Source organism: Flagellimonas ochracea, from assembly GCF_009903685.1.
GTDB classification, from domain to species: domain Bacteria; phylum Bacteroidota; class Bacteroidia; order Flavobacteriales; family Flavobacteriaceae; genus Flagellimonas; species Flagellimonas ochracea.
Window position 1 is genome coordinate 745143 of the sequence record NZ_JAAABI010000002.1, and the last position, 17492, is coordinate 762634.

Consider the following 17492-nt stretch of genomic DNA (forward strand, 5'->3'; position numbering starts at 1 on the left):
TCCTGAAAAAATGGGGATTAATCCATAATTAGACGGTTTACAAGATTCGCAAAGCTACTTTTTGTAACTTTATCGGTCCAATTGCGACCAATCGCATACAACCTCGTACAATGGAAAAACACTATCAGGGTGAGGCTCCTTTGATTCAACTTGTAAGTTTCAACAAATTGTTGGAGCATTACGACGAATTGGCCGAAAGCGAAGATACCTTTGCTGCATCGCGAGCACAACATATTTTGGATGCCCAGGCACCATATCCTGAACTTAGGGAGGGTTTTGACGATCTTTCCATTCTTGAAGAGCGCAAGGAGGTCATACACACCATTTTGGCAGATACCTTTTCCACGGCTTTGACGCATAATGAAATCAAGGCAGCATCCATTGCTTTTGCCAACTTGGTTTTCAATTCTTCAAAAAGGTTTCAAAAAATTCTTGAGGATGCAGGCGATGATTTTGAATTGGAAATCCAAAACATGTCAGATGACATACACTACATTATGCAGTGTACGGTAATCCTCAGCTTTTATTATGGATTCAAAGTGGACTTCAGAAGACCGTTGTTTTTTGACATACCGGATGCTAACGGAATCATGCGACATTATCGCATTCTGTACAATGCAGACTTTATGGAATTGATACCTACTGAAAAAGCAAAGAAGCTTACCCAGGCCGATTTTGATGAGTTGTTGGAGAATTTTGAAAATTTGGATCTGTGGAAAGAGAAAATACCCCCAAACAGTTTTATTTCCAAAGGGTTTGTGATATGTAACATGTTCGATGTAACAGCCGAACATTCCATTTCCGAAATAAAATCGACACTGATAGGAAGTAACAAGCGGGGCAATGAAAATTTCATGGAGAATTTTCAGTCCACCTTTAGATCGCTTTTTAACCTAAAGAACATCAATGTGGGTTTTGCAGGGTACGATGCAAGTGCCAATCGGTTTTTGCGGATATATGGCAAGGGGATATCAAGTTATATATTAAAGGGTTTGGAAACAGAATCTTGCGATATCATGCTATGTGAGTATTCCCATGCCAAACTTTTTAAGGAGAACGCCTACTTCGCTATTCCGAATGTAGAAAAGTACTTTAAAAAATCAGAAGGGGCTCAGCCCTATAAAAATCTTCATGAGCAGGGAATAAAAAGTGCCATTTTGGCCCCGATTGCGGACGATGGTAATTTGTTGGGAGTGTTGGAGCTGGTCTCCAAAAAAACCAATGAACTCAACAGCATTAATGCCAACAAGTTGGATGATGTAATGCCCTATATTGTATCGGCGGTGCTAAGGTCCATTGAAGAGGAGCAAAATCTTGTAGATGCCATTATCCAACATGAATGTACCACGGTGCACGAATCGGTATATTGGAAATTTCAACAGGAAGCCAAACGCTTTATGGTAGACGACATTGCCGGGAAACAGCCGGTTTTCAATGATATAGTCTTCAAAGATGTTTACCCCTTATATGGGCAGACAGACATTAAGGATTCTTCCCGAGAACGCAATCTTGCCATCCAAAGGGATTTAATGATTCAGCTCTCCGAAATAAATGGGATTTTGAAAGAAGCTATTAAGGAATACAAACTTCCTATCTACGAGGAACTTATGTTTCGGGTAGAAATGTATCTGAAGGAAGTGAAAGAGACCCTGTATACACATACGGAGCAGGCTGTATTCGATTTTGTCAAGGAGGAGGTGAAACCTGTACTGGAACATCTAAAAGGAGAGCATAAATTCCTTAGTAAAAAGATTGAGGAATATGATTCCAAAATAGATGAGACCACCGAATCCTATTACGACCACCGACGTAATTATGATGACAGTGTTATGGAGGCCAACATGCAATTGGCAGTCCTATTGGACAAAAAGCAGGATGAGGCCCAGGCGATGTTCCCCCATTATTTTGAACGGTACAAGACTGATGGAGTGGAGCACAATATGTACATTGGAAGTTCCATTTCCCAAAACAAGTCCTTCAGTGAATTGTATTTAAGCAATTTACGACTGTGGCAGCTTCAGGTCATGTGCGAAATGGAAAACAAGTATTACAAGCTAAAGCCCCATCTGCCAGTAAAGTTGGACGTGGCTTCTTTGATTTTGGTCTATAGTACTTCGCTTTCCATACGATTCAGGATGGATGAAAAACGCTTTGATGTGGATGGTACCTACAATGCCAGATACGAGGTCATCAAAAAACGTATTGATAAGTCATACATAAAGGGCACCAACGAAAGGCTTACCCAGAAAGGAAAATTGGCCATCGTATATTCCCAATTAAAAGATGAAAGGGAGTATATGCGGTACATACAATTTTTAAAGGCGAAAGGCTATTTCACCAACAATATTGAGATTGTGGAGTTGGAAGGGCTTCAGGGAGTGTCCGGCCTTAAGGCCATACGTGCCGAGATACTCTACCGCAAGGATAAAAAATCCGAAAAGACCTATACCTACGACGACTTGATGGAAGAATTAAAGAATTAACATCATTCTACCTTAGGTAACTCAAGCACTCTTTCAGGCCCAAAAAATTCCAATCCTACAAAAAAAGCGATTACGGATAAGATCATGCCAATCATGAATATGGTGTAGGTCCATCTGAGCAATTTGTACTTCGTGTTCAAAACCACCCCCAAAAAATAGAGATCTTTCGTCAACGAAGAGTACACAAATTTTTTGTCCTTTATCAATTCCTGGATGGCCCATTCGTATTCTGGAAGTTCCATTTTATGAAAGTTGCCAAAGAACAACAGGTTAACCTTTTTTTCCTCTACATCTTTTTTGGTGAACTGCCCACTGGTTACATTGGGTCTAGTGGCCAAAATGGCAAAAATCATGGAGATAACACTAAAAAGCACGAATATGGCGGTAGGATAAATTAGATAGTCGTTGGAAGGATTGTCCAATTTTGGAATAAGATTGGCAAGCACCAGTGAAATAATAATCGCATTGACCGATAAAAGAATGTTGGCTTTGGTATCGGCAATATCGCTGAGCTTTAGATGATTTCGCATAGTAACCCTGAACATGGTTTGGATGCCACGTTCGGGACTTTCATTTTTAAACTTCGCCTTTAACTGTTCCTTCTTTGCCAGCTTTTTGCGACTTTTTTTCGCTTTTACCAGCTTTCTAAGATTTTTATCTTTCCGTGGTTGCCAGTTTTCTATGGCATAATCTGTATAAAATCGATGTTCTGTTCGAAACATTTCAATATTGAGCTCGCGCCATTCCTCAGATGAGTATTGGCCAATCCCCAATCTAGAAAGTTCTTCCCTAAGAAGCTCACTGGTTTCAATATAACTTTTCTGACCTAAGTGTGAAGCATCGGCATCCCTGATGATTTCTTCATCGAGACCCCTGGGCTCATAAAAGCGCTCGGTAGCCATGATCAGCCTGGAGATTTCCTGTATCCTCTTGCCATCAAGATTATGCTCGTTTAAAAATGTTTCGCTTATTGAACAACTATTTTTTTCATGATTGGGCACTCCCTTGGTGTATCCCGTATCGTGAAACCATGCAGCAAGCTCAAGATCTTCTGCCTTCGTAGTGCCCAGCTCATAATGCTCTATAAGCTCTTTGGCGTTTTCTACGACACGCTGAGTATGACGCAAATTGTGGTACAAAAAATCAGGATTTAGCTCATTTGTCAACAGATCTGTAACATAATTTTCAGCTTTTTGAAGGATTTCCGACATAGTTGTATATTGAAGTATCCAAAATACAAAATTTTGGAATCAACCCAGATATCATGAAAAAACATTACGTGCTCTTTTCCTTGCTCTTTTTGATATTTAGCTGTGCTACTTACAAGCCAAAATATGCGGAGCCGTTTGTGGAAAATGGTAGTAATTCGGACAAGGAAATCGAACATACCTTCTATTTAATCGGTGATGCCGGGAAATCGCCAATAGGGGGTATGAATAATGCACTAAAGGCTTTTAAAACCGAACTGGACAAGGCCGATAAGAACAGCACAGCGATTTTTTTGGGAGACAATATCTACCCAGCTGGTCTCCCAGATAAAAAGGATTCAACAAGAGCTTATCTAGAGGCCAAAAACCATTTGGATGCTCAGCTTGCCACCTTGGATAACTTTAAAGGCAAAAGAGTTTTTATACCGGGCAACCATGACTGGTATACCGAGGGCCTAGTTGGCTTAAAAAGGCAAGAAAAGTACGTGGAAAAACAGCTCAATAGCAAGGAAGTCTTTTTTCCTGAGAACGGGTGTCCCATGGAGACCATAGAGATAGGTGATGATATTGTGGTCATTGTTATTGATACGGAATGGTATCTCACAAATTGGGATAAGAGACCGGATATTAATGATGAATGTGAAATTAAAGACCGCGAACGTTTTTTTGTGGAGTTGGAAGATGAAATAAAGGACTACAGACAAAAAACTACCATAATAGCCATGCATCACCCCATGTTTTCCTATGGGCCTCATGGCGGCCAATATGCATTTAAAAAACATCTCTATCCGAATAACGGAAAAGTGCCCATGCCCATTTTGGGAACCTTAGTGAATATCTTAAGAAGAACTTCAGGAGCTTCCATTGCCGATATTCAGAACAAAAAATACAATACATTGAAGAAGAGGTTGCTGACATTGGCACAGTCTTCTGAAAAAGTGATTCTTGTATCAGGCCACGAACATACGCTACAATATATTGTTGAGGAAAACACGCCCCAAATAGTCAGTGGATCTGGCGCAAAAAAAGGACATACACGTCTTTTAAATGGGAGTAAATTCAGTACAGGGCACATGGGATATGCCATTCTAAAGGTTTTTAAAGACGGTTCTTCCCACGTTGATTTTTATAGTGTTGATGACGATGTAGAATCGCCAATTTTCAGTTCAATTGTTCTCCCTGCAGATAGAAAAGAAACACCTTTTAGTGGAGCAGTTAATTTTCCGTCAAATATTAAAGCCTCGATCTATACTAAGGAAGAGGTTGAAAAGACCAACTTTTTTAAGGCCGTGTGGGGAGAGCGTTATCGAAAATATTATGGCACCGAGGTGAAAGTCCCGGTAGTAAATTTAGATACCCTTTATGGCGGTTTAAAACCTATACGAAAAGGAGGGGGACATCAATCCAAATCATTGCGATTGGAGCATTCCGACGGTAGACAGTTTGTGATGCGGGCACTTCGTAAAAGTGCTGAACTTTATCTGCAGGCCATAGCATTTAAGGATCAGTATGTAGTCGGCGAATTTGAAGATACATTTACAGAAAAACTCCTGTCCGATTTTTATACAGGAGCACATCCCTACGCGCCTTTCACTATTGGTAAATTATCCGATGCAGTTGGTATTTACCATACCAATCCAAAACTGTTCTATGTTCCCAAACAAAGGGCTTTGGAAGATTTTAATACTGACTTTGGTGACGAACTTTATATGATTGAAGAGCATGTTTCTGAAGGACATAAGGTGCCCAGTTTAGGCTATGCAAAAAAGATAGAAAGCACAACAGATGTGATTGATAAGCTTCGACGGGATGAGGAATATAAGCTTGATTCCCGCAGCTATGTTCGAGCAAGACTATTCGATATGCTTATCGGGGATTGGGATAGGCACCCCGACCAATGGCGTTGGCTAGAAGTGGATGATGGTGAGGGCAACACTATTTTTAAGCCCATACCTCGCGATAGAGATCAAGCTTTCTCGATCATGGGGGATGGAGCACTCATGGGACTGGCTTCAAAAGTGGTCCCATCACTTCAATTGTTTGAGGGATATAGCGCGGAGATAAGAAGCGTAAAGGGTTTCAATTCGTCACCAAAAACATTTGCATTGGATATGGCATTGCTCTCCCAGACCTCTTTGAATGACTGGATAGAAGAAGCAAGATATATTCAAAACAAAATAGATGGATCAGTAGTGGATAGTGCCTTCCAGGCTTTTCCCGAAGAGGTGCGTGATGAAACCGTTTCCGAAATTAAAAGAATTCTTCTGGCAAGAAAAAAGGATTTGGTCAATACGGCAAAAAAATATTTTAGGGTGATCAATAAGTTTAGTGTAATTACAGGCACCGACAAAGATGACCACTTTGTGATCACACCTAGGGAAAATGGGGGCTTGGATGTGAAGGCATTTAGAATAAAGGACGGAAAAAAGACAGACTTATTCTTTAATAGGCAATATGATAGCGAATACACAAAGGAAATATGGGTTTATGGGTTGGATGATGATGATGTTTTTGAAATTTTGGGGAACGAAGGAAAGATAAAAATAAGACTCATAGGAGGACATAATAACGACATCTATAAAATAGCCAAGAAGGCTAAAAGAGTGGATGTATATGATTTCAAGGCTAAGAACAACACATATGATGAGGCTTTTGGCGGAAATATTCACAGGCGAAATGATTATGAGACAAATACGTACCAGTTCAACAAGATCAAGGCCAGTAACAATCAAATTTTACCCTCTCTTGGTTTTAATCCGGATGACGGCTTTCGAATAGGATTGAGCAACACGTATACCTACAATGGATTTGGGCAAAACCCCTTTACACAACGGCACATTGTTAATGCAGCATTCTACTTTGCCACAAGTGGTTATGACATTGGCTACAAAGGAGAGTTTGCAAACATTGCCAACAACGTGAATGTGGAGTTGGCCGCAAAATTTACAAGCCCCAACTTTAGTATTAATTTTTTCGGATTTGGGAACGAGACTCCAAATTTTGATGATGATTTAGGTTTGGATTTCAACAGGGTAAAAATCCGGACTTTAAAATTTGCACCCTCTTTGGTGTGGCGAGGACATTTAGGGTCAAAAGTGAGGGTAGGAGTGTCCTATGAAAACTACGATATAGAAGAGACCGAGAATCGTTTCATAGAAGGATGGTTTACCGACAATGGGCAAGATACCGAACAAGATTTTTTCGGAGTTGATGCTGAATATGCCTATTCCAATAGTGATAATGAAGCATTTCCAACCATGGGGATGGCTTTTTCGCTTATTGGTGGCTACAAAACAAACTTGAGTGATACAAGTAGGGCATTTGCATTCATAATACCATCACTTTCGTTCGATTACAAAATCAGTTCTGATGGACGTTTGGTCTTGGCGACCAAATTTAAGGGCCATTTTAATTTTGGGGATGAATTTGAATTTTATCAAGCGGCCAGTATAGGGGCAAATAATGGCCTCCGAGGATTTAGGTTTCAACGTTTTACGGGTAAAACCGCATATTATCAAAATACGGACTTAAGATATAGTTTCAGGAAAACACAGACTGGTTTACTGCCAGTAACTCCCGGTGTTTTTAGTGGATTCGATTATGGCAGGGTATGGTTCCCCAATCAGTCCTCAGATAAATGGCACAATTCTTATGGTGGTGGGTTTTTTGTGAACGCTTCAAATATAATCACTGCCAATTTAGGGTTGTTCAACAGCACAGATGGCCTACGGTTTTCTTTCGGGCTTGGTTTTGGATTTTAGATAATCCTTTATGGAAAGCTTATAAAGATTGCGTCCATTGGTTTTGTTCTCTTCATCGGCTATCAACAGGGTGTTGTTGTTGAGAAAACTTATGGATTCGGTTTGTGATAGATGTTCGAGGTCGATGGTCATTATTTCGGAATTGCCAAGATCGGCGAAGTCAAAATCAGTAATCAAAAAAACAAGCCCATACCCCAAAAGGGCAATGGTCTTTCCATCAGCAGAAATATCGGCCCCAGTGACCGAACATTGGTCTTGGTTTCTACAGAGTACCAAACTTCCCAAAAACTGTGCATCATATTCACCCTCTTTGGATGGAATTTTATAGACCAAGGTTTGGCCATTATATGGTCTTGTTCGGTTTTTGGTAAAAACATAGAGACTGTCGTCCCAATGAAAAAAACCTTCAGTATCAAAAAGAAGGCTGTCTTTTTTTGGTGGAAAATCTCGTTGTTCGGGATATCGAAACTTAATTTTTTCGGCTTGAGGTTCCTTCTGCTTCAATTCTGACCGAGATACTTTGTAAATAGTAAGTTTTTTTCTGGTATTGTTATTGTTCCCGAAATCTCCGATGTATAGATTGCCCTCAAGGTCCATGGCTAAATCTTCCCAATCGTCATTCTTGGCGTTGTCAATTTTTAGTTCCTTGGTAATTTGCGCCTTTCTGTTGATTCTATAAACCTTGTCCTTGGTGCCACTGTCTTCTATCACCCAAATACTTTTTTGGCCAACTTCCATCCCTGAAACTTCTTTAAGTTTTGAGGGGAAGGTTCCTTGATAAAGCATGGGGCCAAAATGTGCCTGCTGCGCACAACCTTGAAAAAACATAATGAGTAAAACAGCTGCGAGTCTGCTCATTGGTCATCTTTTATGGGCATGAAAACCTCGGTTCTCCATTGTAACTCGTCTCCTCCAAAATTTGGATTATTGTAGAACACTTCAATAGGTTTTGCCTCTATGGGGATGTCATTCTTTTTTGCATAATGCAAAAGGCTATACCATGCCCTGTCTGAGGTAATATAATTGCCATGGTATTCAGCTTTGAGCGCTCTTTTACTGAAAATACGCTTGTATGATACATCAGGATGTCTAGGCAATTTTTCCGACCGGACAATGGGAAAACAGAAATTATAGGTAAGACTGTCTTTTTCCAAATTCCAATCCACAACCTCTAGAAAAGGTGGACCATTGGGCTGCACCGCATTTTCAACAATTATGGAACTTAAGAAAGAGTAATTATCCATAATTCCCCCTGCTTTCATAGCTTGTGAGGTCTTTAGAGAAACGCAAGCGCAAAAAGTACTGAAAAGTTCATCCTCTCCAATAATTTCTACCTTGATTTCATCCAAGTGATTATTTAAAAATTGATTAAAATCCAACAAAGTTTTCCTTGCGCCTTTCTCAAAATCTGTATCGGAAAAAGGTATTTTTATTTTATTCATCAAGGAATGGTCCGGGTCAGAGATGTTCACTTTTACTTGACTTAAGGAGTCGTGGATTGAAGAAATGTTCCATTTATACACGTGTATGGAATCTTTGATTGTGATTGTCTGTTCAAAGTTGGACAGACTAACGTACTTAATTGGCTGAGGGTTGTCCAAGGTCAAATTCCAGGCCTTTACAGTTTCATAAACGGTTCCCGGAAGTGCTTTGACTTTAAAACTTACCTGATAATCTTGGGGCTTTAGAAAAAGATACCAAAATATGGTCAGAGTTATAAGAGCACCAAAGGCAATAAAAAACTTCTTCATTCTTAAATAAATACGTTTATTTACTTTCCATGCTTAAATTATCCACTACAAACTGTCCAAGATCGCGCCCTTGTTTTATACCAATTTCTACTGCTTTGCGATAATGAATCCCGCCGTACATTCTACTAATTGCGGCTTCATCGGCGGCCTGTTTGAAAGAGGTGAAGGAACGCACTGGCAAACCATAAGGGACTTCGGTATCATCGTCAAAGGCAAAGTCATCGCCAAAAACACTGGTCAGGGCAGTGGCCGCAGCACCTGAAACAACGCTGTGCCCACTTGTATATTCTGGGAACGGTGGAGTTTGCAATATGGGTTCCCAACTGTCGTCAATATGCTCGTTTATCAGAGTTTCGGGGCGAATGAGGTTACTACGATATTTTTCATCCCAACAACTGATGAAAGCATCAGCGATGGCAATGGAAGTTTTAGTATAGGCGTAAACCGTTTTGGCAAAATCTGAATTGGCCTTTCGGGAGGCGATTTTGACAATGCCGATCCAATGAGCGCCCGGAGTTATTTTTTTAGTAGCGAACATTAAGTGCCCCCTTGTGACCGATACATAGGGATTACAATCCCAGAATTGGGCAATCTCAACTTCCTCTGAATCATCACCTTCAGCGGTTATTTGGTTGCTGATGTCATACACCTCTTTTACCTCATTAAAAAAATCGGAACCTTCTTCCATTGAAAAAGGTGGCGGTGGGGCAGGCTTGAACTGCGCTGAAGAATCAATTACAAAAGGTCTTATTTTATTCCAGTGCGGCTCTATCCCATCCATGTATGAAGGAGGCGTAGGTTGCCATCTTGAAGGCTCATTTGAGTTTACAGTGAACTTCGGCATGGTACGGGTTTGTTTGTAGTTGTCCTTATCCATCCACAGGGCAACGTGCTCTGCAACTTCAAGACCGTAAGCCTTTGAAACGTTGAATTCCTTTTCGTTTGTGTTCTCCCAGGTACGATACAAACTATCTCGATATACGTTGATACGATCCTCGGAGAATATGAGTCTTCTGCTAAGGTCAATATGAGAGATCAAGGCGGCTAGTTCATAGTTCAGTTCTTCCTTGTTCCCGGGTTCCGGAACTGCGTCGAGATCCCTTAATTGACCCGATAGGGATTGATAGTCCTGATTTTTTTTAGCCATAATTTCATAGGCCGCTATATTCGGATAAACATATATCCTACTGGCAACTGGAGGCGAAAATATATCATGGATCATTACCTCGGTTACCTTGTCCACGGAGTTATGGTAATCTTCAGGCCCAATGGCAATATGTTCGCTTTTTTTTGTGCAAGACGTTAAGGCCAATAGCGCCATGGACATCAGTGCTCCAACTTTTTTCATCATCTTTCTTTTTGTCTGTTCATTATTTGGTAGACCTCCAAGTTTGCATTGTTGAAAATGGCAAGTAGATAACTTTGGCCGCCCATTTCCAGTACGTGCAAATGCCTTAGGGATTTCTGGGTAAAATCCAATCCTAATTGGTTGCCTAAAATTATATTTTTTTCGTTGTTTATCAAGGCTCCTGGGAAAGAATCAAAACGTCCGTGATAAGGCTTTACACCAAAATAGTTGCCTCCCACCAGTACTTCACGTTCATTATCCGCATCGAAATCGTAGGAAGCAAATGCCATGATGGGAGCGACTTGCAGTTCGTTTTTAAAAGGAACAAAAGTGAACGTCCCGTCTGCGTTTTTCAGGTATCCTGATGCCAAAGTGTTTACTTCCCATATTGTGGACTCCTCCAGCTGTTCTTTAGAAAAAATCTCTTCAACAGTTTTTCCTGCGAAGGATGAATAGGAAGTGTAGTTTTTCTTTAGGAATACCATCTGACCAGCAAGTCCATCCAAGCCTTCAAGGGTGTAATATTTGTTGTTTTTTGGAATGGCCACAACGGTTTCCGTTTGCCCATTTCCATCAAAATCATGATAGTACATACGCAAGGGGCTTTTTTTGGAGGCGTTGAATTTGTTGTTTGTTCCCCAGTTCCCCAAAAGGTAGTCCATATCACCATCTGCATCAATATCAAAAGGATGGATTATCTGCCAAAGCCCGGAAACTTCCAAATCAAAGGCTTCTTCGAACTGACCATCGTTGTTCCTTAGAAATAAAGGTGACATCCATTCCCCGACGACAATCAAGTCTTTTTGGCCATCACCGTCAAAATCATTCCAAATAGCATCGGTAACCATTCCATTCACTTTATCAAAACTGTCATCTATAGTGAACACCCCCTTTTCGTTTTTCAGTAAATATGAAGGAACCGCCTTTCCAAAATTTCCAGTTTCGGCATGGCCCCCGACGAAAAGGTCCAAATCTCCATCGCCATCATAATCACAAGGTTTAACCACCGATGTGTTTTGAAATAGTTCAGGGAAAGTTCCATCTGTAAATGCCGTATCTTTTTGGATAAGATAAGTTTCTGTAAGCCTTTTGGACCTTCCATAGAAGTCGCCTCCTGCAGCACCGAGCACAATATCGTTTTTATTATTTCCAGTGAAATCGGCTATTATGGCAGAAACTTGTTCTTTAATGGAATCTTTTCTGATTGCTTCAAAGTTTTGCGGAACGAAAATACTGTCCTGTTGTAGAAAGACTTTTGTTGGATCAAACTTTGAACCTCCCAGCAGAATGTCATCTTTCCCATCCAGGTTCAAGTCGCCAACTGCAAAAGCGGGTCCTCGATCTGATATTTTATATGGAATCAATTTTTCCCGATTAAAATCGAGATAGTTGTCTTCTTTGTGTAAGTACTGTAGGCCCAAGTTTCCATCGGTCAGTTTGAACAGAGGTGTAGCGACTTTGTTTGAAGAAACACCAGAATGGGATTTCGTATTTTTCGGTTCCAGGGTCAATTCCTGATTTACTAAGACATTTTTTATGGTTTGACAGGTTCTGTCTGGCCAAACCACTTTGAGCGAATCTACTAACTCTTTCTGTCTAAAGCCAAAATGGACTATAGGTTCAGAGGAAGCTTGAAATCCTCTAGCGGGAAATAATTCTTTGAATTGAAGCGTGCCATCCGTATAGGCGTATACCTTGGTTCCTATCCCGTATGGATTTTTCCCTTTAAAACGCAGCTTGACTTTTAGAAAATTTGCTTTATTATTCGTTTTGTTCACATATATTGATGGGGGAGCATTTAAATTATTAACAACAAGATCCAAATCTCCGTCATTATCCAAATCTCCATAAGCTGATGCCCCCGAGATAAGTTTTTCTGGAATCATCCAATTGGTTGACATATCTTCGAAAGTAAGGTCATCCCTCCCTTGGAAAATGTAATTGTGGTGTACCCCAGAAGGCATCATATCCATCGCTTTTTGATCTACTAATCTGGTGTTGTTTATCTTACTTTGGATTTGGTCGCTTGATACGAACTTTATAAAATCAAGATCATTGGGTCTTTTGGGAATACCATTCGCCACAAAAAGGTCTTGATTTCCATCTTGATTGTAGTCGGCGAAAAGGGTTGCCCAGCTCCAATCGGTCGCAGCTACGCCGCTTAAAAGCGCAGTCTCCATAAATTTTCCGTCTGGCTGATTTACATAAAGCATATTTCTGGTGAACTGGTAGTGATATCCATATTGCTGGGTACGGAGTTGTTGTATTTGGATGTCCTCATCCCCTTCAGAAGCTTTCAAAGGAACCTCTTCCTCTGGAAGCATATCCAGAGAAATCAAATCGGGAAGGCCATCATGGTTGATGTCGGCCACATCACTACCCATTGAAAATCTTGTAGTATGGCCAAAATATGTACGAAGACTTTCAGTAAAGGTCCCATCGCCATTGTTCAAATAGTAGTAGTCATCCTCGTGGAAATCGTTGCCAACATAGATGTCTGGATATCCATCTACGTTGAAATCGGAGACTGCGACACCTAGGCCATAACCATTAATTCCTCCATAAATCCCTGCCTCTTCACTTACATCCTTAAATTTTCCGTTGTCGTTCCTAAGGAGTTTGTCTCCGGTTTCATAGTTTCTTTTAGTTCTGAGACTTGCTTTTCCAAAAGATCCTGAAGTGTGCACGGCATGGTTTAAAAGATAAAGATCTAAATCACCATCTGTATCATAGTCAAAGAATGCTGCTGAAGAGCTGTATGAATCGAAATCAAGGCCATATTTTGAAGCACTTTCGGTAAAGGTACCGTCTTGATTATTGATGTAGAGTTCATTATAGCCATCGAAACCATTTATTCCTACTACGGCGCAAACATAGATGTCCAACCAACCGTCTCCGTTTACATCAGCCATTACGGAACCTGTGTTCCATGAACTATTGCCCTCAAGCCCGGAAGAATCTGTAATATCCTCAAACTTTAGGTCACCTTTGTTGAGGTAAAGCTTGTTCTTCACTTGGTTTCCTGAAAAAAAGATATCCGGTAAATTGTCATTGTTGACATCTCCGACAGCGACACCACCACCATTGTAAAAATAGAGATAGTCCAAAATGCTCAGGTCATTGGTTTCCGTAATACTGTTTACGAAATCGATTCCTGTTTTTTCTGGTAATAGGGTATCGAACAATTCCCCGCCTTTTTTACATCCAGCAAGTAAAAAACCGATAGCAAGCGCAGCGATTATCTTATTCATCCAGCGCAAAGATTTTTGGTTTTCCATCGTTAATTGCAGCTAGGACAAACCTATTATTATCCTTGTCTTTTACCAAGCCCAAATGTTTTACCTCTTCACGGATAAAAAACCCACTTTCATCGTAGTTTTTCCATTTAAAGTTAAAGTTACCATCTCCCAAAAGTACATTGCCGTAGTTGGCGTCCAATCTTGAAAATTGGGGCTTAAATTCAAAATTGTTCCCGGCCATGATCAAATCTAAATTGCCATCTTTATCCAAATCGGTACAGGTAATACCACAAATACAAGAGAACTGTGCACGACTCGGCAATTTTTTGATGCTAAATTTCCCCTTGCCATCGTTAATAGCTACCACTGAAGCTGAAATAAGGCTTTTTTTGACTATGGATTGGTCAATTATTTCTTTTGGGAAAAGTTCATGAATAGTTCGCTTAGCGTAGTCAGAAGCTTTTAGGTTTTGCTTTTTCAAAGATACTAGCTGCCCTGTAAGTTCCTTTTTTTGGTGGATTGGATAATCACCACCGTTTTCATGGACTGTCACAATCTGCTCAATGGTTCCGTTGTTATCAAAATCGTTGACCCATAGCTTCATGGGATTTCCGTCTGATGGTTTATAATGCAGGTTTTCTCCTTGATTGCCCAAAACCAGGTCCAAATCTCCATCCTTATCCAAATCAACTGCCTCAACGGTATTCCACCATCCATGGAGACTGTCCAAACTGGAATTCATTTTTGAGATTCTCCTTCCAGAATTTTTATAGATTTTTGGGGTGTCCCATTCCGAGACTGTGATCAAGTCCTGTTTTTGATCACCATCCAAGTCGGCCCAAATGGCATGCGTAATCATCCCTTCATCTTTAAGATCATAGGCTCTGCGTTCAGTCACATCTAAAAATTGTCCTTCTTGATTTTCAAGAAACAGATGGTCCGGATTTGGCCCGTACACACTAACTATACTTCTTGAACCTATGAAAACATCAAAATCTCCATCTCCATCAAAATCACTTGGCGCAATCACTGCAATATTCTTAAAGGTGGAAGGCAATGTTTGTCCGGAATTTGAAAACCTACCTTTTCCGTCGTTCAAATATAATCTGGGCCTATATTGGCGCTCCTGTGCAAATTCATTTCCCCCACTACCTACCATCAGGTCCAAATCACCATCCGCATCGGCATCTAAAAAGGCCGCTGAGGTGTCCTCGAATTCCTTATCATTTTCAAAGACTGCCTGTTTTGATTCGGAAAAGGAGCCTTTACCTCCATGTCTATAGATGAACCCTGATTTGCCTTTTGCTCCTCCGATAAAAACATCTTCGTTTCCATCGCCATCCACATCACCTATTGCCAAAGCAGGTCCTTCTTGAGAGAGTTTTTTATAGATCAGGCCTTCATAGTCAAAGTCATTGTAGTTGTTTTCTTGATGTGCAGTGAAATTGGTATTGTTCAGTTCTTTCAAAAGCGGTTTTACGTCGCTTTTTTTCTGAGGATTATATTGCGCGGTTGCTTGCTTTTGGTTTAGTGTAAGTACTTGGTTTGATTTAACATTGGTCAAAAGAATGGTTCTATCATTTGGCCATACCACTCGGATGGAATCCAAGGTTTTGTGTTTACCCAGACCTAAAGTCATTGTATAATCCATTGAAGATTGAAAACCACGTGATGGAATCAATTCTTGGTTCACGGTGTTGTCTCCAAAATAGAACTTAACTAGAGACCCGACTGCAAAGGGGTTTTCTCCCTCCCCAATCAGTTTTAGCTGAATATAATTGTTGTCATTAAGCTCATTGGAGTTATTTCTGTAAACAAAAGTTTCGGTATTTACGTTGTTGATGACCAAATCCAAATCGCCGTCGTTGTCCAAATCACCATAAGCCGCACCGTTAGACCTTGTAGGAATATCAAAACCCCATTCTTTGTTGGCATTTTTGAAAGTAATGTCTCCATTGTTCTTGTAGGCATAATTGGGCTGGGGTTTGATGGGCATTTTGTTGATGATCGTATCAATAGACTCCTTTTTTCCCGTCAAGGCCATTTTTTGGATAATCTCATTTGCAAAAAAATCCACAAAGTCAAGGTCCGTGAGGTCGTGGTTTATTCCATTGGTCACAAAAATATCCTTCAACCCATCATTGTCCATATCGAATATAAGGCCGGCCCAACTCCAGTCCGTGGCATCTATTCCACTATAATAGGCCACTTCTGAGAATGACCCATTTCCATTGTTCAATTGTAGGGTATTCTGAATGTACTGTTGGTAGAAATCTTTGCTTCTTTTTAGGTCAAAAATGTTATAGCCCTCAAACTCCATTACGGATTTAACCCGTTCCTCGGGTTCTGGCAACATATCAGTAATAAAAATGTCGTTATGTCCATCGTTATTGATATCTGCAATATCAATTCCCATTGCGGATAGGCTCAAATGGGAAGTATAGTTTTTTATTTCCTCGGTGAAAGTGCCATCCTTTTGATTAATGTATAGATAATCCCTTTCGTAAAAATCATTGGAGATGTATATATCAGGATACGTGTCATTGTTAATGTCAGTCACAAGAACACCAAGGCCAAAACCAATTAAACTACCATAAATACCGGCATCTTCACTTACATCCACAAACTTTCCATCATCATTGCGCAAGAGCATGTCACCCACACCTCTGAAAATATGCGGAACACCTTCCCAATCTTGGGCCCTCACTTCACGTTGTTCGGCATAGCCCAAGCTACTTACGGGAATGTTACTATTGTTAAGAATATAGACATCCAAATCGCCGTCTTTGTCATAATCAAAAAAAGAAGCATGTGTGGAGAAACCAGTCTTGGCCAGGTTATACTCATTTGCTTTTTCAGTAAACGTAAGATTGCCATTGTTTATATAAAGATCATTGTCATGGTTGTTACCCTCCAGATTACCTGCGTTGCTCACATAAATATCTAGAAGGCCATCGGCATTTACATCCGCCATTACAACTCCGGTGGACCAAGGTTTGCTTCCTCCTACACCAGCCTTTTCTGTGATGTCCTCAAATTGAAGATTACCTTTATTCAAATATAGTTTATTGGGTTCCATGTTGCCTGTGAGATAAATATCAGCAAGCCCATCATTGTTGATGTCGCCAATACCTACACCGCCACCATTGTAGAAATTACGATATTTGAAGATGTTGAAGTTTTTTTGATTTTCTACCTTGTTCACAAAAGTAATCCCAGTTTCCTGAGGTGAAAGCAGTGTAAAGAGTGTTTCTGTAGTTTCATCCGTTTGATTCTTTTCATCTTTATTTGAACATGATGACAGAATTAGCAAAGAACCCAAAAACAATAGTGCATATTTCTTCATTACAATTTTATTTTTTTAGCTACTGATGCGGGTTGGTAATTGCAGTTTACCAAATAGTTCATTGTACTAGATTTAGTCTTTTTACAACACTATTCACTTACAAGTGTTGATTTTGTTATCAGAAGAAGTCCATTGATGTCATTTTGTAAAATTAGTTTAAGAAACTCATCTAACCTACTCAAGTGGACGTTAAAATAGCTATTGTTGGCCTAAGTATCCAAATCTCTTTGATTACCCAAATTGACATTGCCGTACCTTTCGTTGCAGGTAATTCTATTTGGAGACAAGTTGGTAAGTTGGAAGAAATTGATAAATAAAAAAACCCGCCAAACGGCGGGTTTTTTTATTTATAACGT

General features: G+C 40.2%; 8 protein-coding genes. 2 read left to right on the forward strand and 6 right to left on the reverse strand.

Features of this window, described 5'->3' with window-relative positions:
* The first annotated feature begins 110 nt into the window (after nt 1-110).
* The gene (locus GTQ34_RS09035) at nt 111-2483 is read left to right on the forward strand and encodes a GAF domain-containing protein (protein WP_166523446.1); all 2373 of its coding nucleotides are present in this window, start codon (nt 111-113) and stop codon (nt 2481-2483) included.
* A 2-nt stretch (nt 2484-2485) separates the two neighbouring features.
* Here the strand turns inward: GTQ34_RS09035 and GTQ34_RS09040 are convergent, their stop codons facing one another.
* Nucleotides 2486-3694, reverse strand: coding sequence for a Pycsar system effector family protein (locus GTQ34_RS09040; protein ID WP_166523447.1), 1209 nt, complete (start codon nt 3692-3694; stop codon nt 2486-2488).
* Between the two features lie 53 nt (nt 3695-3747).
* Between GTQ34_RS09040 and GTQ34_RS09045 the strand changes: the two genes are divergently transcribed.
* Nucleotides 3748-7452 carry a metallophosphoesterase gene (locus GTQ34_RS09045; RefSeq protein ID WP_166523448.1) on the forward strand — a complete coding sequence of 1235 codons (3705 nt, stop codon included), beginning with the start codon at nt 3748-3750 and terminating at the stop codon, nt 7450-7452.
* Here the strand turns inward: GTQ34_RS09045 and GTQ34_RS09050 are convergent.
* Genes GTQ34_RS09050 through GTQ34_RS09070 form a run of 5 tightly spaced genes read right to left on the reverse strand, consistent with a single transcriptional unit; the run spans nt 7417 to nt 17136 of the window.
* Entirely contained in the window at nt 7417-8310 is an 894-nt protein-coding gene (locus tag GTQ34_RS09050) for a hypothetical protein (RefSeq protein WP_166523449.1), read from the reverse strand. The genes GTQ34_RS09045 and GTQ34_RS09050 overlap by 36 nt on opposite strands.
* Nucleotides 8307-9203: a GyrI-like domain-containing protein gene (locus tag GTQ34_RS09055; protein WP_166523450.1), complete on the reverse strand. Its 897-nt coding sequence runs from the start codon at nt 9201-9203 to the stop codon at nt 8307-8309. Before GTQ34_RS09055 ends, GTQ34_RS09050 begins: the two co-directional genes overlap by 4 nt.
* Nucleotides 9204-9219: 16 nt before the next feature.
* Nucleotides 9220-10554: a vanadium-dependent haloperoxidase gene (locus tag GTQ34_RS09060; RefSeq protein ID WP_166523451.1), complete on the reverse strand. Its 1335-nt coding sequence runs from the start codon at nt 10552-10554 to the stop codon at nt 9220-9222.
* Nucleotides 10551-13802: a VCBS repeat-containing protein gene (locus GTQ34_RS09065; protein ID WP_166523452.1), complete on the reverse strand. Its 3252-nt coding sequence runs from the start codon at nt 13800-13802 to the stop codon at nt 10551-10553. The genes GTQ34_RS09060 and GTQ34_RS09065 overlap by 4 nt, the downstream gene beginning before the upstream one ends.
* A complete protein-coding gene (locus GTQ34_RS09070; protein WP_166523453.1) occupies nt 13795-17136 on the reverse strand; it encodes a CRTAC1 family protein in 3342 nt (1113 codons plus the stop codon). Before GTQ34_RS09070 ends, GTQ34_RS09065 begins: the two co-directional genes overlap by 8 nt.
* Nucleotides 17137-17492: the final 356 nt, after the last annotated feature.

Excerpts from the sequence above, each read along its gene's own strand:
- GTQ34_RS09035 (WP_166523446.1), top strand. The coding sequence starts at position 111 with ATGGAAAAACACTATCAGGGTGAGGCTCCTTTGATTCAACTTGTAAGT.
- GTQ34_RS09040 (WP_166523447.1), bottom strand. The coding sequence starts at position 3,694 with ATGTCGGAAATCCTTCAAAAAGCTGAAAATTATGTTACAGATCTGTTG.
- GTQ34_RS09045 (WP_166523448.1), top strand. The coding sequence starts at position 3,748 with ATGAAAAAACATTACGTGCTCTTTTCCTTGCTCTTTTTGATATTTAGC.
- GTQ34_RS09050 (WP_166523449.1), bottom strand. The coding sequence starts at position 8,310 with ATGAGCAGACTCGCAGCTGTTTTACTCATTATGTTTTTTCAAGGTTGT.
- GTQ34_RS09055 (WP_166523450.1), bottom strand. The coding sequence starts at position 9,203 with ATGAAGAAGTTTTTTATTGCCTTTGGTGCTCTTATAACTCTGACCATA.
- GTQ34_RS09060 (WP_166523451.1), bottom strand. The coding sequence starts at position 10,554 with ATGATGAAAAAAGTTGGAGCACTGATGTCCATGGCGCTATTGGCCTTA.
- GTQ34_RS09065 (WP_166523452.1), bottom strand. The coding sequence starts at position 13,802 with ATGAATAAGATAATCGCTGCGCTTGCTATCGGTTTTTTACTTGCTGGA.
- GTQ34_RS09070 (WP_166523453.1), bottom strand. The coding sequence starts at position 17,136 with ATGAAGAAATATGCACTATTGTTTTTGGGTTCTTTGCTAATTCTGTCA.